This window comes from Streptomyces sp. V4I2, assembly GCF_030817655.1.
GTDB classification, from domain to species: domain Bacteria; phylum Actinomycetota; class Actinomycetes; order Streptomycetales; family Streptomycetaceae; genus Streptomyces; species Streptomyces plumbiresistens.
The window spans coordinates 1515214-1535922 of sequence record NZ_JAUSZM010000003.1 but is presented as its reverse complement, the minus strand read 5'-3'; the positions used below and the strand labels follow the sequence as shown (position 1 = coordinate 1535922).

At 70.9% G+C, this 20709-nt stretch carries 17 protein-coding genes and 2 pseudogenes; 13 read left to right on the top strand and 6 right to left on the bottom strand.

The window, feature by feature from the left end:
- Positions 1 to 6 precede the first annotated feature (6 nt).
- The 9 genes and pseudogenes from QFZ76_RS07950 to QFZ76_RS07910 all read left to right on the top strand — a co-directional run bounded on the left by QFZ76_RS07950 (position 7) and on the right by QFZ76_RS07910 (position 10505).
- Positions 7 to 1230 (top strand): SGNH/GDSL hydrolase family protein, encoded by a 1224-nt coding sequence (locus QFZ76_RS07950; protein WP_307673050.1) that lies wholly within the window; start codon positions 7 to 9, stop codon positions 1228 to 1230.
- Between the two features lie 50 nt (positions 1231 to 1280).
- Positions 1281 to 2360: pseudogene (locus tag QFZ76_RS07945) on the top strand (GDSL-type esterase/lipase family protein); the annotation flags it as partial.
- A 74-nt stretch (positions 2361 to 2434) separates the two neighbouring features.
- Positions 2435 to 2662 (top strand): annotated as a pseudogene (locus QFZ76_RS07940) (NEW3 domain-containing protein); the annotation flags it as partial.
- 9 nt (positions 2663 to 2671) lie between these two features.
- The gene (locus QFZ76_RS07935) at positions 2672 to 3370 is read left to right on the top strand and encodes a hypothetical protein (protein WP_307673049.1); all 699 of its coding nucleotides are present in this window, start codon (positions 2672 to 2674) and stop codon (positions 3368 to 3370) included.
- An 11-nt stretch (positions 3371 to 3381) separates the two neighbouring features.
- On the top strand, positions 3382 to 4830 hold the full coding sequence (locus QFZ76_RS07930) for an alpha-L-fucosidase (RefSeq protein ID WP_307673048.1): 1449 nt from the start codon (positions 3382 to 3384) through the stop codon (positions 4828 to 4830).
- A 5-nt stretch (positions 4831 to 4835) separates the two neighbouring features.
- A complete protein-coding gene (locus tag QFZ76_RS07925; RefSeq protein WP_307673047.1) occupies positions 4836 to 5780 on the top strand; it encodes a hypothetical protein in 945 nt (314 codons plus the stop codon).
- Positions 5777 to 6673 carry a beta-glucosidase gene (locus tag QFZ76_RS07920; protein ID WP_307673046.1) on the top strand — a complete coding sequence of 299 codons (897 nt, stop codon included), beginning with the start codon at positions 5777 to 5779 and terminating at the stop codon, positions 6671 to 6673. The genes QFZ76_RS07925 and QFZ76_RS07920 overlap by 4 nt, the downstream gene beginning before the upstream one ends.
- 25 nt (positions 6674 to 6698) lie before the next feature.
- Positions 6699 to 9827, top strand: a complete 3129-nt coding sequence (locus QFZ76_RS07915; RefSeq protein WP_307673045.1) for an alpha-N-acetylglucosaminidase TIM-barrel domain-containing protein — start codon at positions 6699 to 6701, stop codon at positions 9825 to 9827.
- A gap of 102 nt (positions 9828 to 9929) precedes the next feature.
- Positions 9930 to 10505, top strand: coding sequence for a response regulator transcription factor (locus tag QFZ76_RS07910; protein ID WP_307673044.1), 576 nt, complete (start codon positions 9930 to 9932; stop codon positions 10503 to 10505).
- A gap of 65 nt (positions 10506 to 10570) precedes the next feature.
- On the opposite strand, the gene QFZ76_RS07905 is transcribed toward QFZ76_RS07910, so the two are convergent.
- The 5 genes from QFZ76_RS07905 to QFZ76_RS07885 all read right to left on the bottom strand — a co-directional run bounded on the left by QFZ76_RS07905 (position 10571) and on the right by QFZ76_RS07885 (position 15691).
- On the bottom strand, positions 10571 to 11203 hold the full coding sequence (locus QFZ76_RS07905; protein WP_307679958.1) for an ATP-binding cassette domain-containing protein: 633 nt from the start codon (positions 11201 to 11203) through the stop codon (positions 10571 to 10573).
- Between the two features lie 409 nt (positions 11204 to 11612).
- Positions 11613 to 12143 carry a hypothetical protein gene (locus tag QFZ76_RS07900; RefSeq protein ID WP_307673043.1) on the bottom strand — a complete coding sequence of 177 codons (531 nt, stop codon included), beginning with the start codon at positions 12141 to 12143 and terminating at the stop codon, positions 11613 to 11615.
- A gap of 124 nt (positions 12144 to 12267) precedes the next feature.
- The gene (locus QFZ76_RS07895) at positions 12268 to 13170 is read right to left on the bottom strand and encodes an amidohydrolase family protein (RefSeq protein ID WP_307673042.1); all 903 of its coding nucleotides are present in this window, start codon (positions 13168 to 13170) and stop codon (positions 12268 to 12270) included.
- Positions 13167 to 14693 carry a histidine ammonia-lyase gene (gene hutH, locus QFZ76_RS07890; RefSeq protein ID WP_307673041.1) on the bottom strand — a complete coding sequence of 509 codons (1527 nt, stop codon included), beginning with the start codon at positions 14691 to 14693 and terminating at the stop codon, positions 13167 to 13169. Before hutH ends, QFZ76_RS07895 begins: the two co-directional genes overlap by 4 nt.
- Positions 14690 to 15691 carry an ornithine cyclodeaminase family protein gene (locus tag QFZ76_RS07885; RefSeq protein WP_307673040.1) on the bottom strand — a complete coding sequence of 334 codons (1002 nt, stop codon included), beginning with the start codon at positions 15689 to 15691 and terminating at the stop codon, positions 14690 to 14692. The genes hutH and QFZ76_RS07885 overlap by 4 nt, the downstream gene beginning before the upstream one ends.
- A gap of 184 nt (positions 15692 to 15875) precedes the next feature.
- Between QFZ76_RS07885 and QFZ76_RS07880 the strand changes: the two genes are divergently transcribed.
- Genes QFZ76_RS07880 through QFZ76_RS07865 form a run of 4 tightly spaced genes read left to right on the top strand, consistent with a single transcriptional unit; the run spans position 15876 to position 19351 of the window.
- Positions 15876 to 17030: an ABC transporter ATP-binding protein gene (locus QFZ76_RS07880; RefSeq protein ID WP_307673039.1), complete on the top strand. Its 1155-nt coding sequence runs from the start codon at positions 15876 to 15878 to the stop codon at positions 17028 to 17030.
- A complete protein-coding gene (locus tag QFZ76_RS07875) occupies positions 17027 to 17692 on the top strand; it encodes an ABC transporter permease (RefSeq protein ID WP_307673038.1) in 666 nt (221 codons plus the stop codon). The genes QFZ76_RS07880 and QFZ76_RS07875 overlap by 4 nt, the downstream gene beginning before the upstream one ends.
- Positions 17689 to 18378 (top strand): ABC transporter permease, encoded by a 690-nt coding sequence (locus QFZ76_RS07870; protein WP_266444400.1) that lies wholly within the window; start codon positions 17689 to 17691, stop codon positions 18376 to 18378. Before QFZ76_RS07875 ends, QFZ76_RS07870 begins: the two co-directional genes overlap by 4 nt.
- A 46-nt stretch (positions 18379 to 18424) precedes the next feature.
- Positions 18425 to 19351 (top strand): ABC transporter substrate-binding protein, encoded by a 927-nt coding sequence (locus QFZ76_RS07865; protein ID WP_307679957.1) that lies wholly within the window; start codon positions 18425 to 18427, stop codon positions 19349 to 19351.
- 109 nt (positions 19352 to 19460) lie between these two features.
- On the opposite strand, the gene QFZ76_RS07860 is transcribed toward QFZ76_RS07865, so the two are convergent.
- The gene (locus QFZ76_RS07860; RefSeq protein WP_307673037.1) at positions 19461 to 20573 is read right to left on the bottom strand and encodes an ABC transporter substrate-binding protein; all 1113 of its coding nucleotides are present in this window, start codon (positions 20571 to 20573) and stop codon (positions 19461 to 19463) included.
- Positions 20574 to 20709: the final 136 nt, after the last annotated feature.

The following is a 20709-nucleotide window of genomic DNA, read 5'->3' as shown; positions in this document are numbered from 1 at the left end:
CGGCACATGCACGCGATACGCGGCAGGCTCGCGGCTTTGCTCCTGGCGGTCGCGGCCGTCCTGGCGGGGACGACGGCACCCGCCGAGGCCGGTGGCCGGCAGGACGACCGGCGCGCCTGGACCGGGACCTGGGCGACGGCCCCGAGCGAGCACTACGCGGTCTCGGGGATGTCCGAGGTGACGGTACGGATGCCGGTGCGCACCAGCGTCGGCGGTTCGTCCGTACGCGTCCGGCTCACCAACGCCTACGCCACCGACCCGGTGACGATCGGGCACGCGACCGTGGGCCTGCGCGCCGGCGGTTCCGCCGTGGCGCGCCCGTACGACCTGCGGTTCGGCGGGAAGCGTGCGGTCACGATCCCGGCGGGTGGCCAGGCGGTCAGCGATCCGGTCGGACTCGCCGTGCCGGCCCTGGCCGACCTGGTCGTCAGCCTCCATCTGCCCGGCCAGGTCACGCACATCACCGATCACTGGTGGGCGCAGCAGACCGTGTACTGGACGGACTACGGGGCGGGTGACCACGCGGCCGACACCGCCGGTGACGCCTTCACCTGGACCACCACCAGCTGGCCGTTCCTCAGCGGCGTCGATGTGACCGCGCCGAGGACCGGATCGGTGGTGGCGCTCGGCGACTCGATCACCGACGGGTCCTTCTCGACGGCCGACACCAACCAGCGCTGGCCCGACCTGCTCTCCGCCCGCCTCAACGCCTGCCGGCCCGGCGCCGGAGTGCTCAACGCGGGTATCACCAGCAACCGGATCACCGCCGGGACCGCGACCAACCCCTCGGCCCTCGACCGCCTCGAACGGGACGTGCTCTCCCAGCCGGGGGCCAGGACCCTGATCCTCTTCGAGGGCATCAACGATCTCGGCGGGGCGAGTGCCGAACAGATCATCGCCGGGATGACGGAGATCGCCGACCGGGCACACCAGCGCGGGATGCGGGTCGTCGGCGCCACGATCACGCCGTACAAGGACTTCACCTGGGGCGGCTGGAGCGAGGAGACGGAGGCCCGGCGGCAGCAGGTCAACGCGTTCGTGCGGGACTCGGGCGGGGTCTTCGACGACCACGCCGACTTCGACGCGGCCGTACGGGATCCGGCGGATCCGCGTCGGCTGGGTGCTGCGTACGACTCCGGTGACCACCTCCACCCCAATGACGCCGGGATGAAGGCCTTCGCCGACTCCATCGACCTGACGTCGCTCGGCCTCGGCCGCGGCTGTTCCTGAGGAGGACCGCAGTGCTTGGACACCGAAGGCTGGCGGCCCTGGCCACGGCCATGGCGGCCGTCCTGGCAGGGCTGTCGCTCCCGGCGGCGTCGCCGGCCGAGGCTGCACCGGGGAAGTGGACGGGGACGTGGGCGACCGCCCAGCACGCCGCGTACGACCCGGGCACCTCCGAGGTGACGGTACGGATTCCGGTGCGGGTGAGCGCGGGAGGTTCGAGCGTGCGCATCCGCCTGACCAATGACTTCACCACCGAGGCGGTGACGATCGGGCACGCGACGGTCGGACTTCGGGATGGCGGTTCCGCCGTCACGAAGCCGCAGCATCTGCGGTTCGGCGGGAAGAGCGAGGTGACGATCCCGGCCGGCGAGCAGGTCGCCAGCGATCAGGTCCGGCTCACGGTGCCCGCCCGCAGCGACCTGGTCGTGAGCCTGTACTTCCCCGGCCGGTTGACCCACATCAGCCAGCACTGGATGGGCCTCCAGACCGTCTACTGGACGCCCGACGGCGGCGGCGACCACGCCTCGGACGCCGCCGGGAACGCCTTCACCCGGACCGACTCCGCCTTCCCGTACCTGACCGGTATCGACGTACAGGGCGGTGACGCGGCGGGCGCCGTGGTGGCGCTCGGCGACTCCATCACCGACGGGGCGTCCTCCACGGCGAACGCCAACCGGCGCTGGCCCGACTATCTGGCGGGGCGGCTGTCGGCCTGCTCGTCCACCGCCGGAGTGCTGAACGAGGGCATCAGCGGCAACCGGATCACGGCCGGTGTCGACGGCAACCCGTCGGCGCTGGACCGGCTGGAACGCGACGTGCTGTCACAGCCGGGCGCCCGGACGGTGATCCTCTTCGAGGGCGTCAACGACCTCAGCTGGGGCGGTGCCACCGGCGATCAGGTGATCGACGGCATGAAGGAGATCGCCCGGCGCGTGCACGCCCGCGGTCTGCGCCTGATCGGCGCGACGGTCGTCCCGTACCGCGGCTGGGGCGACTGGTGGACCGAGGCCAAGGAGGCCGACCGGCAGAAGGTCAACGCGTTCGTACGCGACGGCGGGGTCTTCGACGGCTACGCCGACTTCGACAAGGCGGTACGGGACCCTGAGGACCCCACCCGGTACGCCGCCGCGTTCGACTCCGGTGACCACCTGCATCCCAACGACACCGGGATGAAGGCCTTCGCCGACGCCATCGACCTCTCACCACCCTGGGGGCGGCCCGCGACTGCCCGTCGGCGCGCGTCCGGCTCACCCCGTACCAGCCGAGCCTGCAGACCGGCGGCAAGGGTTCGGAGATCACCGCGACCGTCACCAACACCGGCCCCAGGGCGGTCACCCAGGTCAGCACGCGCCTCGATCTCCCCGACGGCTGGTCCGCCGAACCGGCCGGCAGCACGCGGATCCGCTCCCTCGCCCCGGGCGACAGCGCCACCGTCACCTGGACGGTGACCCCCGCGGCCGACGCGATCTGGGGCACCCACGAGATCGGCGTACGCACGTCCTTCGTCCAGGACGGCCGCACACGGCACGACTCCGACAGCGTGGACGCCACGGTGACCCCCACACCCTCCGAGGTGCGGGCGCCGTACCTGACGACCGCCACCACCACCGAGCAGCCCCAATACGCCCAGAACGGCGACCAGTTCGCCATCTGGGCGGGCGGCCAGGACCTCTCCGGCTGGAAGGACGAGAAGGCGGCGGTCTACCTCGCCGACGCCGCGCCGCCGTCCGGCACCGTGACCGCCCGGGTCGTCGGCCAGACCGGCAGCGGCCCGTCCGCGAAGGCGGGGATCGCCGTCGCCAACGATCTCACAGCGCCGGAGGCGGGCGGCTACGCGGTGCTCACCATGTCCGCGCAGTTCGGCCTGGAGTTCCTGACCGACAGCGACGGCGACGGAAAGCTCGACACCTGGGCCGGCGGCGGCAGTTCGTACCACCCCGCCTGGCTGAAGCTCGTCCGCGACGGCACCGCCTACACCGCGTACGCCAGTTCAGACGGCACCGCCTGGCAGCAGGTCGCGACCGCGACCGTGCCCTCCGCGAGCGGCACCGGCGACGCCGGGCTGGTCGCGAGCGCCGTCAACCTCAACTACCCCGACCAGATCACGACAGCACTCTTCGACTCCTTCTCCACGCACGAGTGAAAGGCACATTCATGGCAGTCGACCGCAGACACTTCATGACCACCGCGGCCGCCCTCGGCGGCGCGGTGCTGCTCGCCCCGCCCGGCACCGCCCAGGCGCTCGCACAGGGCGCTGTGTCCGGGACCCCGGGCATACCCGACTACCAGCCCACCAAGGCGTCCCTCGACACCCATCCCGTGCCGCGCTGGTACAAGGACGCCAAGTTCGGCATCTTCGTCCACTGGGGCATCTACTCGGTGATCGCCGGCGCGACGCCGAAAAGCGCCTCCGAGTGGTACCTCTGGTACCAGAGCACCAAGGACACCGCCGAGTGGAAGTACCACCGCGACACCTACGGCGAGGACGTCACCTACGACGACCTCATCCCGCAGTTCAAGGCCGAGAAGTACGATCCCGACGCCTGGGTGAAGCTGTTCGAGCAGGCGGGCGCCGAGTACTTCGCACTGACCAGCAAGCACCACGACGGATTCGCCCTCTACCCCAGCAAGGTGACGGACCGTCACTCCGTGGCGTACGGCCCGAAGCGCGACCTCGTCGGTGAGCTGATGACCGCGGCCCGCAAGCGCGGCACCGTGCGCCCGGGCCTGTACTACTCGCTCGGCGAGTACTTCAACCCGGCGATCGGCCGGCCGATGCGCAACTTCTACACCGACAAGGAAATCCCGATGACCGGCTACAAGCCGGTCGAGGACTACATAGGCGACTACGAACTCAAGCAGCTCTACGAGATCATCGACCGCTACGACCCCGAGCTGCTGTGGGCCGACGGACAGTGGTTCCGGCCCACCGGCAACCCGCCGTGGCGCAGCGAAGAACCCATGGCCCACTACTACAGCCAGGCCAAGAACCGTAAGAACCCCAAGGGTGTCGTGATCAACGACCGGTTCGACACCCACTTCGACTTCGCGACGTACGAGCAGCGCACCAACCCCACGATGGACCCACAGAAGTGGGAGTGCTGCATGACCATGGGCTACTCCTGGGGCTACAACAAACATGAGCCGGACGAGGTCTACAAGACCTCCGAGTTCCTGATCCAGCTGCTCGCCGACGTGGTCAGCAAGAACGGCAACCTGCTGCTCAACATCGGTCCCAGGGCGGACGGCACGATCCCCGAGATCATGCAGGAGCGGCTGCGGGACATCGGCGCCTGGCTGAAGGTCAACGGTGCGGCGATCTACGGGTCGACGCCCTGGGTGCGGGCGGAGGAGGAGGGCGGCTCGCTCGGCGTCCGCTACACCGTCTCCCCGGGCAAGTTCAACATCATCGTGCTGGGCGCGCCCAGCGGCACCCTCTCGGTGCCCGGCGACATCCCCATCAGCGCCACGTCCCGGATCCGCCTGCTCGGCACGAGCGGCAGTCTGAGGTGGACCCGCCGTGACGGAAAGATCCACATCACCGTCCCGTCCAACCTGCCCAGCGACATCGCCAACGTCTTCACCGTCGACTGGGCCCGGTGACCGGCATGGGAACTCGTAACGGCACCCAGTTCGACGCCCTGGGGCCCACGCTCACCGTCACCACGGAACCCGCCGAGCCGGCCGGCGGTGACACGGTCACTGCCACCGCGGTCCTCACCAACGACTGCCCCTTCCCGCTCCGCAACGCCGTGCTCCACCTGATCGACCCCGGCGCCACCACGGCGGCGAAGACCATCCCGCTCGGCGACCTGCGGCGCGGCGCGAAGACGACCAGGCGCTGGGAGACGGCGATGCCGGCCGACGTGGCCGGGAACGTGTCGTTCACCGCGCACGTGGTCTTCGACGTCGACGGGGAAAGCAGCGACTGCGCGCGGTCCGCGAAGACGTTCACCGTGCCCTACGAGCCCAACGGGGTGCGGGACCCGTACCGGACGTTCGCCACCACCGATGACGCCAAGTTCGGCCAGTACGGCACCCAGTTGGTGATCTGGGCGGGCGGCCGCGACTTCTCCGGCGGCACCGACGAGAAGGGCGGCATCCTCCTTCCCGGCTCCGCCGCCGAGTCGAGCGTGGTGCAGGTCAAGACGGTCAGCCTCACCGGCAGCGACAACCCCACCGCCAAGTACGGCATCGCCGTCGCCAACGACCTCACCGCCCCCGAGAAGGGCGGCTACGCCGTACTCACCATGTCGAAGTCGTTCGGCCTGGAGTTCATGACCGACAGCGACGGCAACGGACGGCTCGACACCTGGGCCGGTGGCGGCGGCTCCACCCACCCCGCCTGGCTGCGCCTGGTCCGCGACGGCACCACGTACACCGCGTACTCCAGCGTCAACAACGGCCTTTCCTGGACCGAGATCGCGAGCGTGAACGTCCCCTCGGCGAGTGGCGCCATGGACGCCGGCGTCGTCGCGAGCGCGGTCAACCTCAACTACCCCGGCACGACCGTCCAGGCGGTCTTCGACCACTTCACGGCGGAGGAAGCATGAGCCCCTACCGCTCCGAGGAGGACTTCCTCAGCCCTCCCGTCTCGATCACCATCGAGCCGTCCGCCCCCGAGCCCGGTCAGGCGGTGACACTGACGGCCGAGCTCACCAACACCACGCGGATCGCGCTGCGCGGCACGGTGCTGTATCTCTCCGTGGACGGTTCCGGCCAGGCGTCTTTCGCCCTCGGCAAGGTGGCGCCCGGCAAGTCGGTGACCCGCACCTGGAAGACCCGGCTCTCCGACGACGCCGAGGGTGTGGTCCCGCTCATCGCGCACGCCCTCTTCGACGTGCACGAGGACGGGGCCGACTGCGCTCGCGCCACTTCGCGGCTGCGACTGCCGTACAGGTCGCTGGCCGGTGCCTTCGACAACGCCGGCATCTCCTCCGACGACGCCACCACCACCGCCGACATCGACGGCTCGCGTTCCAGCCTGTCCGCCGAGGCGCTGGCGTCGGTCGGACTGACTCCCGGAGCTTCGGTCACCTACGGCGGGACGACCTTCACCTGGCCGGACACCGAGCCCGGGGCCAAGGACAACGTGGTGTCCTCAGGGCAGACCGTACGGCTGTCCGGCACCGGGTCGCGGCTGGCCTTCCTCGGCACCTCCACCTGGGGCGACGGCAAAGGGTCCGGGAAGGTCGTGTACGCGGACGGCACGGAGCAGGCCTTCTCCGTCGAGGTCCCCGACTGGTACTGGGCGAACCCCGCGGCCGCGGTGGTCCTGCCGTACCGCAACACCCCCTCGGGCCAGGACAACAACCCCATCAGCCTCTACACCTTCGGCGTCGATCTGGAGAACAAGGAACTGCACTCCGTCGTGCTGCCGAAGGTCAGCGACGGCCTGCCGAGCGGTGGCCCCGCTCTGCACATCTTCGCGATGACCGTCGCCTGACCCGAGAAGCTTTGAGAGGACGTTCATGACAGGCAATCAACACCTCAGCCGCAGAAGCCTGCTGACCGGAGCCGCCGCGTTCGGCTCAGTGGTGCTGCTGACCCCGCCGCCAGGCGCCCAGGCCGCACCCGCGGCCGCGGACACGGTCGCGAAGCCGTTCGACACGACCCCCGCGTCGGTCGCGGTCCGACGGCTGCTGCCCGACCACCACCGGCAGGTGACGCTGCGCGCGCCGGCCGCCGGCGGCGCCGACCGGTTCAAGGTCACCGGTCGCGCCGGGGCGATCACCGTGGAGGGCACCAGCCCGGCGGTGCTGCTCACCGGCCTCAACACCTATCTCGCGCGGGCGGCGAAGGCCGACATCTCCTGGAACGGCGAACAGCTGAACCTCCCCAGGCTGCTGCCCGCCCCCGAAGGGGAGATCACCGGATCGGCGAACGTGCCGCACCGGTTCGCCCTCAACGACACCAACGACGGCTACACCGGCCCCTACCGGGACTGGGACGCGTGGGAGCGCGAGCTGGACGTGCTCGCGCTGCACGGCATCAACAGGGTGCTGGTCTACACGGGCGGCGACGCCGTCTACTACGACACCTTCCGGCAGTTCGGTTACTCGGACGCCGAGATGCGGGCGTGGATTCCGGCACCGGCCCATCAGCCGTGGTGGCTGCTGCAGAACATGTCGGGATTCGGCGGTCCGGTGTCCCGGCAGCTCATCGAGCGCCGGGCCGACCTCGCGCGGAAGATCACCGACCGGGTGCGGGAACTGGGCATGACACCGGTGCTGCCCGGCTACTTCGGCACCGTGCCGGACGACTTCGTCGCCAAACACGGCGGGGACGCGGCCGTGGTCCCCCAGGGCCCCTGGGGCGCCTTCAAGCGGCCCGACTGGCTCGACCCGCGCACCACGGCCTTCGACGAGGTGTCCGCCGCCTTCTACCGGGCCCAGTCGGAGCGGTTCGGCGACAGCACGATGTACAAGATGGATCTCCTGCACGAGGGCGGCAACCCCGGTGACGTCCCGGTGGACGAGGCCGCGGCAGCTGTCGAAGGGGCGCTCCAGAAGGCCCACCCGGGCGCGATCTGGGCCATCCTGGGCTGGCAGTCCAACCCCTCCAAGGCGCTGCTCGACGGGGTCGACAAGTCCCGGATGCTGGTCGTGGACGGCCTGTCCGACCGCTACACCACCGTCACGGACCGGGAGAGCGACTGGGGCGGCACCCCGTACGCCTTCGGCAGCATCTGGAACTTCGGCGGCCACACCCCGATGGGCGCCAACGCCCCGGACTGGGTGGAGCAGTACCCCAAGTGGCGTGACAAGGAAGGCAGCGCGCTCGCCGGTATCGCGGCGATGCCGGAGGCCGCCGACAACAACGCGCCCGCGCTCGCGCTCCTCACCGACCTGGCGTGGACACCCGGCACCATCGACCTCGACGACTGGTTCGCCGCGTACGCCGTGTCCCGGTACGGCGGCGAGGACCCGCACGCCGTCGCCGCCTGGAAGACGATCCGCGACACCGCGTACAACATGACCCGCAAGGACGCGTGGAGCGAGGCGCCCGACGGGCTGTTCGGCGCGCGGCCGAGCCTGGGCGCCAACAAGGCCGCCGCCTGGGGCCCGGAGGCCGACCGCTACGACACCACGGTCTTCGACGCGGCCCTCACCGAACTGCTCCAGGTCGCGCCGCGACTGCGCGACAGCTCCGCCTACGCCTACGACCTCGCCGACGTGACCCGTCAGGTGCTGTCCAACCGCAGCCGCGTGCTGCTGCCCCGCATCAAGGCGGCGTACGAGGCCGGGGACCGCGCCGGCTTCGACCGGCTCACCAAGACCTGGCTCAGCTGGATGAAGCTGATGGACAAGGTGCTGGCCACGTCGCCGCAGCACCTGCTCGGACGCTGGCTTGCCGACGCCCGGGCCTGGGGCGGCACCAGGGCCGAGAAGGACCAACTGGAGTACGACGCACGGTCGATCATCACCACCTGGGGCGGCCGGGAGAGCAGTGAAGAAGGGCTGCACGACTACGCCAACCGGGAATGGGCGGGGCTGGTCGGCGGCCTCTACTACACGCGCTGGAAGACGTACTTCTCCGACTTGGCCGCCGCGCTCGCGGACGGCCGGGAGCCCACCGAGATCGACTGGTTCGCGCTGGAGGACCGCTGGGCCCACCAGCACGACAGCTACCCGGTGACGACGTCGGGCGACGTCCACAAGCTGGCCCGGCAGGTCCGGGACACCCTTGCCACCAATCCGGACCAGGTGACGCTGACCGCCTCCGCCGACCGGGGCGCGGTGGCGGAGGGCCGCCCGGTCACGGTCACCATGGCGTTCACCAACCGCAACGGCTTCGGTCCTGCGACGGACGTGACGCTGTCCCTCGACGTGCCGGAGGGCATGACCGCCGAGCCGGCCGGCACCACCACCACGGCGTCGGTCGCCCCGGGCGAGACCTTCTCGGCGACCTTCACGGTCACCCTCACCCAGGCCACCGGCGCGCTGATCTCCCGGGTGCCGGTGAGCGCGTCCTACCGGAGCGGCGGCACGCGCGGCACGGCCACGGCGTCGGTCCGTCTGATGGCGGGCACCGGAGTGGGCGAGCCCTACCGCACCGCCTCCTTCAACGACGCGGTCTTCGGCCAGTTGGGGGATGCGATCGCCATCGAGGGTGCGGGCGCCGACCTGTGGGGCGGCACCAACGAGTTCGGCACGGTCTACCGGGCCGCCGCCTTGGGGTCGTCCTCGACCGCCACGGTCAAGGTCACCTCCCAGGACACCACGGGCGGCTGGGCCCGCGCCGGGCTGATCGTCCGCAACGACCTCTCCGAGAACGGCAGAGGCTCGTCCGGCTACGTCAATCTGGCGGTGACTCCGTCCAACGGCTGCGCGCTGTCCTGGGACTCCGACGGCAACGGCCAGTTCGACGCCATCGAACTTGCCGGTGCTCTCGCCGCCCCGGTGCATCTGCGGCTGACGCGCTCCGGCAACACGTACACCGGCGAGTGCAGCCGGGACGGCGTCTCCTGGACCAAGGTCGGCACCGCCAGTCCGGGCGGCGTCGCCGACACCCAGGACATCGGCGTCTTCATGACGGCCGCCAACGGCTGGACCGGCACCCGCGGGATCGCCGGTTTCGAGGACTTCTCCGTCGACTGAGAGGACTTGTTCGTCGACTGTCACCCGGCGGGTGCTGGCGGGCCAATCCGGCCGCAGCTGAGGTGAGCTTTCTCGCGGGTTCCTGGGGGCGGCTTCCGGCAATTGGGTGGAAAGCCGGAGATACTTCGTACGGAGGAGGAGGACATCGAGGTGGTCGCCGGGGCACCGGGCCACGATCAGACGGTCACGCGGGCGCTGTCGTACCGGCCCGACGTGGTCGTCATCGACGTCGACGGTGGTCAGAACGGGGCGCTCGGCACCTCGCAGGAGCTGACCACCCGGCTGCCGGAGTGCCGGACCCTGCTGGTGGCCGGCTCGGCGACGCCCGATTTCCTGCGACTGGCGCTGGCGCTGGCGCTGCGCGTCGCAGGCCTCGTCGGCAAGAACGGCCCCTGCGCCATCCTGGCCCAGGGAGTGCGCAAGGTGGCGGCCGGTGAGCGGTTCATCGACCCGCAACTGGCGCTGCGGGCGCTCTGCTCGGCGGAGAGCCCGCTGACGTCGAGAGAGCGCGAGGTTCTGCGGCTGGCGGCGGACGGCACACCGACGCGTGAGATCGCCGAGCGGCTGGCGCTGTCGGTGGGAACGGTCCGCAATCACCTGAACGCGGTCTCCAGGAAGACCGGGGCACGCAACCGCATCGACGCGATCCGGATCGCCCGGGAGTCGGGCTGGTTGTAGCGGCGGGACCGTCGGGCTCGGCAGCGGCCTCTCCGCCTTGGTCCTGTCACCGACCCCACCGCGGATCAGTTCCGGACCTCGGCCGTCGCACGGTCGCAGTGGCCGATCAGGTCGCGGTACAGCGCGCAGTCGGCCAGAAGCTGCTCGTGCGTGCCGAGGCGGCAGCGCGGGCCGTCCATGACGAGGACGAGGTCGGCGCGCAGGGCGGAGCTGATCCGGTGGGCGCAGACGATCAGGGTGGCGGGGCGGGAGGCGAAGGCCCGTTCGGCGACCGACTCGGCGGACGGGTCGAGGTGGCAGGTGGCCTCGTCCAGAAGCACCAGCCGTGCGGGCGGCAACAGCGCGCGGACGAGCGCGATCAACTGGCGCTCACCGGCGGAGAGCAGGGCCGGGTTCACGGCCGCGTCGTAACCGCCGAGGCGTTCGGCGAGCGGGTCCGCGCCGATGGCGTGCACCGCGGCGTCGAGGTCGGGCGTGGTGGCCGTGGGGAGGAGATAGGCGAGGTTCTCGCGCAGGGTCCCGGCGAAGACGTATGCCTCCTGCGGGATCAGCACACGGGACCGGGAGAGTCGGTCCATGCCCAGGGAGCGGACCGGAACACCGCCCAGGTCCACCTGGTCGGCCTGCGGTTCGAGCACCCCGGCGATGAGCGCGGTCAACGTGGACTTGCCCGCGCCGCTGGGGCCGACGACGGCCAGGTGGGTGCCCGGCGCGAGGGACAGGTCGAGATCCCGGACGACCGGTTCCGCGGAGGGCGCATAGCCGAAGGTGATACCGCGAAGCTCGACGCGGCTTCCCGGGGGAGTGTGCCGCCCGGCGTGTGTGCCGTTGCGAGTGGGCTGATGCCTGCTCCGCTGTCGGCGTCTCGGGCGGCGGCGCCGCCTCCGTCACCCCCGACCGGCCGCCTCCAGGATCCGGCCGAGTGTGACCAGCAGCCACAGCCCGCTTGTCCACGGCAGCCTCCAGACGGGGATGTCAGGCCGCCCTCCCGGGCTTCTCACCTCCCACGATGACAGGGCGCGAGGCTTGGACATCGTTCGTCTGTCACCGGCTGGAGGTGAGATTCGCACGGCCCGTCTGTGCGAATCTCACGCCCCGCGCAGTCGGTCAGATCGCGTTGAGGACGTCGAGCAGCCGGGGGCTCGCGGGTGAGCTTTCGTCGGCGGGGCCCGCCGTGCGATGGAGTTCGCCGTCGATGATCTCGTAGTGGCCGATGGCCTGCAGGGGCGGCGAGTAGACGTGGACGGTGACGGCGCCGGCGTCGTGGTCCATGCGGTGGATGCCCGAGCCGGGGAAGCCGAAGGACTCTCCGGGCCCGTACCGGCGGGCGCGGCGCGGGCCGCCCACCGGCAACCCCTCCTGCCAGGCGGTCCCTTCGATCACGTGCACGCCGACACAGGAGCCCTGGTGGTCGTGGTAGCCGGTGTCGCGCGATTCCCACCAGGTGTTCAGCCATGCTTCGGAGTGCTCGTCGCGCCACAGCAGCAGATACGAGCCGGGGCCGGAGCGGTCGAGCGCGCCGGTGTCGACGAAGGCCGCCGCGCGGCGGGCCCGGTCCGCGCACTCCTCGGGCCGGAACGGGCGGTCGGACACGCCGAGTTCGGTGAGGGCGGTGGTGTCGATCGGGGTCGCGTTCATCGTCATCTCCTCGTGCAGGGTGGGCAAGGGACCGTCGATTGCCGAGTCGCCGAGTAGGCGTGTCCCCGGTCATCTCAGCCAACTCACCCGAGTACGCGCGCAGTTGAACCGCTCCGGTGAACGTTCAGTCCTTTCCGGTGAGCAGCCGTCGCGGGTTGGCGATGCGGAAGGCGTAGGCCGCGGCACCGCCCAGACCGAAGCCGGGGTGCCGCGGCGGCTCCGCATAGGGCCGGTCCGAGCCCTGGACGACGGCGTCCACACCGAGGGCGCGGACGATCGCGTCGACGGCGGTCGGCCCGTACGACGAGGTCTCGACGAACACGTCCGGGTCCGCCCCGACGGCCGCCCCGTCGCCCCGGGCGGCGAAGCGCTCCCCGTGCAGCGGGGCGAGCCCGGCGAGCAGGGCGAAGCACACCCTGAGGCGCGGATGGCGCGGCCGGCCGAAGGCGCGGAAGGCGAACCAGGCGGCGTGCATCTGCTGCACGTAGGGCACCATCGCGGGCCACCAGCCGGGTCCCCCCGACCCGCCGGGCGCGGGTCCCGGATGGACGAACAGCGGGAGGTCGCGCTCTTCGAGCAGATCGAGCAGCGGGGCACAGCGCGCGTAACCGGCCGCGTCGGCAAGGGCGTTCGCCGGGAGCTGGAGTCCGGCGAACCCCCGGTCGAGGTCCTGGGCCGTCGCGCCCGCGTCGATGTCCCGTACGCAGGTGGCGGCCCAGGCCCCGAACGGCTCGGGGAGGGCGGCCGCGCCCTCGTGATAGGCGTCGAGCAGGGGCCGCGCCTCGGCCGAGGGCAGCCACTCCACGCCGATCGGGGCGGACAGCGAGACGAGCACCCGTCCCAGGCCGTCGGCGGCGGCGAGGTCCGTACGCCGGGTGAGGTCGTGGTGGGAGGGAGGGATCTCGTAGGGCGGCTCACCGTCCAGGAACAGGGTCCAGTCGTCCAGGAACGGCGGTTCCCGGCGGGATCGCAGGGCCGTCACCAGCGAAGGGGTCCACAGATGTTGGTGTACGTCGACGTTGGTCATGACGCTCCTCCCACCAGGGCGCGCAGCGCGCTCCGGACGTCGTCGGATCCCAGGATGTCGCGGTTCACCGCCTCCACGTCCACCCCGCAGGGCCGGTCGTCGTCCAGGCGGGGCACGATCGCCCGGATCGCGTGGTTCAGCAGACGAGGTCCGCGCCCCAGTGTGGACGGTTCGGCCAGTTCCACGGCCTGCGCGGCGACCACGGCCTCGACCGCGAGCAGCTGCCGCAGCCGGGTGAGCATCGCGGTCAGCCGCCGGGCCCCGAGGGCCGCATTGGTCGAGTCGTCCTCGACGGCGTCCGCGCCGTGGCGGGGGTCGGTGCTCACCGGTGCGGACAGCATGCGGATCTCGGCGACGAGGGCCTGCCCCGTCTTGGCCAGCGGTGCGAAGCCGGAGCGTTCCGGACCGTACGGCGAGAGGTTCGCGGGCAGTCCGCTGACGGCGGGGTCGAGCAGCCGGCGCATCCGCTCGGCGGAGATCGCGGCGGTCTGCGTCAGGGCCAGCGCGAGGGTGTCGAAGGCGAGGGCCAGGGCCGGGGTGTGGAAGTTGCCGGACGAGAGGATCTCGCCGGTGTCGGCCAGGACCACCGGGTTGTCGCCGCAGCCGTTGAGCTCCGGGTGGAGCGCGTCGTCGGCGAAGTCCAGCGCGGCGTGCAGCGCCCCGTGTACCTGGGCCGAGCAGCGCAGGCTGACGGGGTCCTGGACCCGCCGCGCGTGCCGGGGGTCGCCCAGCTCACCGCCGTCCAGCAGGGCGAGCAGCTCGCCCGCCGCGCGGGACTGCCCGGGGGAGGGGCGCAGCCCCAGCACCCGGGGGTCGAGCGGGCTCGTGTTGGCCCGGAAGCCCTCGTAGGTCAGCGCGGTGACCGCCTGGGCCAGCGTGAGCACGGCGGCCGCCTCGTGCAGGGCGAGAGCGCCCTGTCCGGCCGCCAGCGGGCTCGCGCTGCACAGCACATGCCCGTCCCGCGGACCCAGTTCGGCCGGGGCGAGACCGGCCCGCCGCAGTGCTGCGGTGCCGTCGAGCACCTCACCGGCGAACTCGGCGCTGCCCTCCCCGATGACGACCAGCCCGACATGGGCCATCTGGCACAGGTCGGAGGCGCCGATCGACCCCACCTCGGGGATCACCGGATGCACCCGCGCGTTGAGCATGGCCACGAGCAGCCGCGGGATCGTGGGCCGCACTCCGCTGCCGCCGCCCGCGATGCCGTTGACACGGGCCAGGAGGGCGGCGCGTACGACGGGGACCGGCAGCGGTGCGCCGACCGCGTTGGCCCGGCCCCGGACCGTACGGACGCTGAACGCGTCGAGTTCGGCGCGGGGGAGTGCGTACGACGAGCGGGTGCCGAGGCCCGTCGTGAGGCCGTACGTCGGCACCTGGCGGTCGACGATGTCGTTCACGACGGCCCGGTCACGCTCCAGCCGGGGGAGCACCTCGTCCGCGAGCACCACCTGGGCGTCGTGGTGGGCGACGGCGACGACCTGGTCGTAGGACAGCGTCCGCCCGTCGACGACGACCCCGGTCACGAGAACCGCAGCTTCTGGCCGAGGCCGCGCTCTTCGGCCTTCTTGAGCAGGGCGGCGCCCAGCGCGATGTCGGAGAGCGAGAGTCCGCGGTGCCAGAACAGGTTCGTCTCGTCGGCGCTCTCCCGGCCGGGCTTGCGGCCGGCGACGATCTCGCCCAACTCGCCGTGCAGACTGGCCTCGTCGAGTCTGCCGGAGTCGACGTGCGCGCGCAGGGCGCCGAACGGTCCGGCGTGCGCCTGGCCCCAGTCGTCGACGACGATCTTGTCCATGATGTCCGTGAGGGTGATCTCGACCGCACTGTTCGTTCCGTAGGGCACGACCAGGGCACCGGGGGCGATCCACTCGGTCTTCAACAGCGGCTGGGGACGTTCGAGTCGGGACGCCTCCACCACGATGTCCGCACCCTCCACGCAGGTCTTCCAGTCCTCGGTCACGATCACGGGCTTGCCGAGCTCCCGCTCCAGCCGCTCGGCGAAGGCCTCGCGGCTCTCGGGGCGGCGCGAGTGGACGCGTATCTCGGTGAGGTCGAAGATCCGGTCGAGCAGGCGGACGTTCCAGTACGAGGTGGCGCGGGCGCCGATGTGACCGAGCACCCTGGCATCCGGGCGGGCCAGGTGACGCGCCCCCAGTGCGGTGAGGGCACCGGTGCGCATCTCGGTGATGGCGGTGGCGTCGAGCACGGCCACCGGCATGCCGGTTCGCGGGTCGAACAGGTTGAGCAGGGCCATCTCGGAGGGCAGCCCGGCCTGGTAGTTGTCCACGTAGTCGCCCACGATCTTGACGCCGGCCAGGGCGAGCGGGGCGACATAGCCGCGCAGGACGTTGAAGTGGCCGTTGAATGCGGGATCGGGCATCAGGTGGACCCGGGGTTCGACGACCGTCTCGCCGAGGCCCTGGGCGCGCAGCCCCTCCTCGACGGCGTCGAGGATCTCGATGTCGGTCGGCTCGAGCTGTTCGATGTCCGAGCCGTTCAGGAAGGTGAACCAGACCGGTTTCATGGATGTCTCCCTACGTCTGATCTGGCTGATTCTGAAGGGCGCATACGTCGCAGACCGGGACTTTTTCGGACACCTCTGGCCCGATTTCGTGCGAACGTAACGTCGCGTTTACAGCCGGGCATTGACCCGCCATTCAGTCACCCGTAACTCTGCATGAACATATGCAGCCGGGTAAGGGGCAGTCTTGATCAGATTCGACGCGGTGAGCAAAAACTATCCGAACGGCACCACGGCCGTGGACGAGCTGTCCCTGGAACTGGCCGAGGGTGGCATCACGGTCCTGGTCGGTCCCTCCGGCTGCGGCAAGACGACGACGCTGCGCATGATCAACCGCATGGTGGAGCCGACGGCCGGCACGGTCAGCCTGCGCGGCCGGGACATCCGGGAGGTCCACGCCCCCGAACTGCGCCGGGGAATCGGGTACGTCATCCAGCACGCGGGACTGTTCCCGCACCGCACCATCCTCGACAACATCGCGACCGTGCCGTTGCTGCTCGGCTGGAGCCGCAAGAAGGCGCGGGCGCGGGCGGCGGAGCTGCTCGAACTGGTGGGACTGCCGTCCGAGATGGCCAAGCGCTACCCGAACCAGCTCTCCGGCGGGCAGCAGCAGCGCGTCGGCGTCGCCAGGGCGCTGGGGGCCGACCCGCCGGTGCTGCTGATGGACGAGCCGTTCAGCGCGGTCGACCCGATCGTCCGGGCCGAGCTGCAGGCGGAGTTCATCCGGCTGCAGAAGGAGCTCCACAAGACGATCGTGTTCGTCACCCACGACATCGACGAGGCGATCAGACTCGGCGACAACATCGCCGTGTTCCGAACCGGCGGCAAGCTCGCCCAGTTCGACACCCCCGAGCGGCTGCTCGCCCATCCCGCCGACGACTTCGTGGCCGGCTTCGTCGGGCAGGACCGGGGCATTCGCCGGCTGTCCTTCGTCAAGGCGGCCGAGGTGCCGCTGCGCGAGGGTCCGGTGCTGCCCGAGACCTCTCCCGTGGCGCGGGCCCGGACGGTGGACGAGCCCTGGGTGCTCGTCGTCGACGAGGCCCGCCGGCCGCTCGGCTGGGCCGCGGTCGCAGGGCTGCCGGACACCGGCACGCTCGCGGACGCGCCTCTGGCGCCGCTCGGCCACACGTTCAGCCTCGTGGGCGACTCGGCCCGGGCCGCCCTCGACGCGGCACTCCTGTCGCCGTCCCGGCTCGCGGTCGGCGTGGACGCGGAAGGCGCGGTCGTCGGAGTCGCGGACGCGTACGAGCTGTCCGCCGTGATGGCCGCCGCGGAAGCCGTCGCCGCCGAAGCGGCCGCGGGCGACGCGGGCGCCGACGCACCGGGCGGTGGTGAACGATGAGCGACGGTGAGCCGCTCGTCCGCTGGGACTGGATAGCCGACCATGCCGGCGAGCTGGCCGACTACACCGGGGTCCATCTGCGCCTGGGCCTTCTGCCGGTGGTGTTCGGCCTGATCATCTCGGTGCCTCTCGGCATCCTGTGTCATCGCTGGAGATGGCTGTACCCACCGGTCCTGACCGTGGCCAACATCCTGTACTCGATCCCGTCACTCGCCCTGTTCATGATCTTCGTCCGGTACACGGGGCTGACCGAACGCACGGTGATGATCCCGCTGACGCTCTACACGCTGTCGGTCCTGGTGCCCAACGTCGTCGACGGGCTGGCCTCGGTCCCCGAACCGGTCCGGCTCGCCGCCACCGCCATGGGCTTCGGCCCGATCCGCAGCGTCGTCCAGGTCGAACTGCCCATCGCCGTACCCGTCGTCATCGCCGGCGTACGCGTCGCCGCCGTCTCGTCCATCAGCCTCGTCGCCGTCGGACAGCTCATCGGACAGGGCGGTCTCGGCTACTACATCACCCGGGGCCTCCAACTCGACTTCCCGACCCCGATCGTCACCGCGATCGTGCTGATCATGCTGCTCGCCCTCGCCACCGACGCCCTGCTGGTCCTCGCCCAGCGGCTGCTCACCCCCTGGTCCCGGAACAAGGTGACGGCCGCATGAACGATCTCCTGAACCAGATCCGGCTCGTGGCGGACTGGCTGACGTCCTCGAAGCAGTGGCACGGTGACGACGGCATCCCCCATCGGCTCCTGGAACACCTCACCTACAGCGGCCTGTCGCTCCTGTTCGCCGCCCTGATCGGGCTGACGTTCGGACTGCTCGTCGGACACACCGGCCGCGGGGCCTTCGCCGTGGCCAGCGTCGCCAACCTGGCGCGGGCGGTCCCCACCTTCGGCCTGGTGGTCCTCGTCGTCACCCTCGCCGGGCTCAGCACCACGCCCGTGCTCGTCGCCCTGGTCGCGCTCGCGATCCCGCCGATCCTCATCAACACCTTCGAGGGAGTCCGGGGTGTGGACCCCGACACCAGGGACGCCGCGCGCGGGGTCGGCATGACCGAGTGGGAGGTCCTGGTGCGGGTGGAGGTGCCGATGGCGCTCCCGCTGATCCTCCTCGGACTACGGGTCGCCGCGATCCAGGTCGTGGCCACCGCGACCGTCGCGGCCTACCCCGGTCTCGGCGGCCTGGGCCGCTTCATCGTCGACGGACTCTCCCGCAACGACTACGAACTGGTCATCGGCGGCTCCACCGTCGTCGTCGTCCTGGCGCTCGTCGTCCAGATCCTCTTCACCGCGCTGCGGCGCTTCGTCGTCTCGCCGGGCCTGCGGGTCTCGGCGTCCAGAACCTGAGTTCTTGAGCCCCCGGGCACTGAGAAAGGAAACACCCATGAGAGGCATGTACCGAGGCGCCGCGTTCGGCCTGATCACCGCACTCGCGCTGACCGCCTGCGGCGGTGGCGACGACAGCGACAGCAACCCGCTGACGGGCAGCAGCAGTAGCGGCGGCGACGGCAAGTCCATCGTCGTCGGCTCCGCGAACTTCCCCGAGAACCAGCTCCTCGCCGAGATCTACTCGCAGGCCCTGGAGGCCAAGGGCCTCAAGGTGACCCGCAAGTTCGACATCGGAGCCCGCGAGGTCTACTACGACCAGGTCGTCAAGGGCGGCATCGGCGTCTTCCCCGAGTACAACGGCGCCCTGCTGGCCGTGGCGGTCGACCCCAAGAGCACCGCCACCAGCACGGACGACATCAACACCGAGCTGAAGCAGAAGCTCCCGTCGTCGGTGGAGATACTCGACTCCGCCGAGGCCCAGGACAAGGACTCGGTCACGGTCACCGCCGAGACCGCCGCCAAGTACAAGCTCAAGACCCTCGCCGACCTCAAGCCGGTCGCGGGCGACTGGACGATCGGTGCCGGCTCGGAGTTCAAGACCCGCACCCAGGGCGGCGTCGGACTCAAGGACGTCTACGGCGTCGAGTTCGGCACGTTCCAGCCGCTCGACGCGGGCGCCCAGGCCACCCTGCTGAAGCTGCTGAAGGACGACAAGGTGCAGGCCGCCAACATCTACACCACCGATCCCGCCATCGTCGAGGACAAGCTGGTGGTGCTGGAGGACCCGAAGAACCTCTTCTCCTCGCAGAACGTCACGCCCCTGGTCTACAAGTCCGCCGTCAACGACACGGCCAAGGGCGCACTCAACGGCGTCTCGGCCAAGCTCACCACCGAAGACCTGCTGGACATGATGAAGAAGCTCGTCAACGACAAGGAGGACGCCAGTGACGTCGCGAAGGACTGGCTGACCACAGCCGGCCTCGCGAGCTGACCCGCGATGAGCGACGGTGCCGGCACCGACGGGTCCGGTCGGGCCGGCGCCTTCGCACACCGCATCGCGCACTGCCCGGTCCGGCAGGCGGGACAAGCTCCGTGCTCTCTCACCCGGCGTGAAGGACCCGAAAGCGATCGAGTGCCGCCGGATCCTGATCAACGACCTGGACCGGCGGCCAAGCCCATTGCCAGACGCTGATGCCTGGCGTGCGGGAGAACCGGAGCTGCCCGCGGGTGCCGTCGACTGCCACGCGCGGCCAGGATTCGGCGATGCGCGCCCGGTCCGTGCCGTGAGAACGCAGCACATCGGCGAGGACGGTGACCGTGTCGTAGCCCTCGAAGGCGACGAAGGAGGGCGCCTCGGCCAGCCGCTCGCGGAGGGCCGCCCCGACTCGTGCGCCGAGTGGGGTGAGGCGCTCGGGCAGGTAGCGCAAGAACGGGACCGCGGCCCCGTCGTCGCCCAGCGACCTCGCCCATTCGGCGAACTCCGGTTGCCCGGCCGGAGCGCCGATCATGATCTCGGCGAGGCGCCGGTCGCGGCGGACGGACCTGACGATCGGCACCGCCGGCTCCGGGTGCCCGACCAGAAGGAGGAGGGCTGTCGCGCGATGGTCGACGAGCTCGTCGCACACGGCCGTGGGAGCGAGCGCACGCATGTCGAGTTCGATGACGGTGCCGCCGCGTGGAGCGAGGTGGTCGCGCAGAATGCGGGCCCCTGATGCCCAGTAGACACTCGGTTCGGCTGCTACGGCGATTCGACTGTGGCCCGCGCCGAGGAGGAAATCCGCGTAGATCCGCCAGCCGTGGGACTGCGCCGGGGCGAGGCGCGCGACCCATTCCGTCGGCTGTTCGGTGAGCGCGTCGAGAACCGCTGACGAGCAGAGGAACGGCAGGCCGAGGGCGTCGGCCCTGGCAGCAGCGGCGCGAGCCACGACGCTGTGATACTCCCCCGCCAGGGCGGCCACGCCCAGACGAGCCAGTTCGTCCACGGCCGCCGCGGCCCGCTGCGGGTCGGCCGCGGTGTCCCGGACCACCAGCTCCAGTGGTCTTCCGACGATCCCGCCGGCCTCATTGACTTCGCGAACGGCCAGCTCGAGTCCGGCGAGCAGGTGGCGGCCTGCCTCGACCCAGCCTGGCCGAGTCAGCGGAACGAGAGCGCCGATCTTGATGGACGATCCGTCAGTCCGTTCGCCTCCAGGCGGCGACGGTGGCGTATTCATGTGTTGGCGTCTCCCGAGTGACGATGGTTGCAGTGTGCCCGGATCGTAGAGGGAACGTCAGCGGCGCCGAGGACGGCCACAACAGATCCCTCCAGAGCTACCGCACTAGGTCCTGTCTGGAGCTCGGATCAGGAGT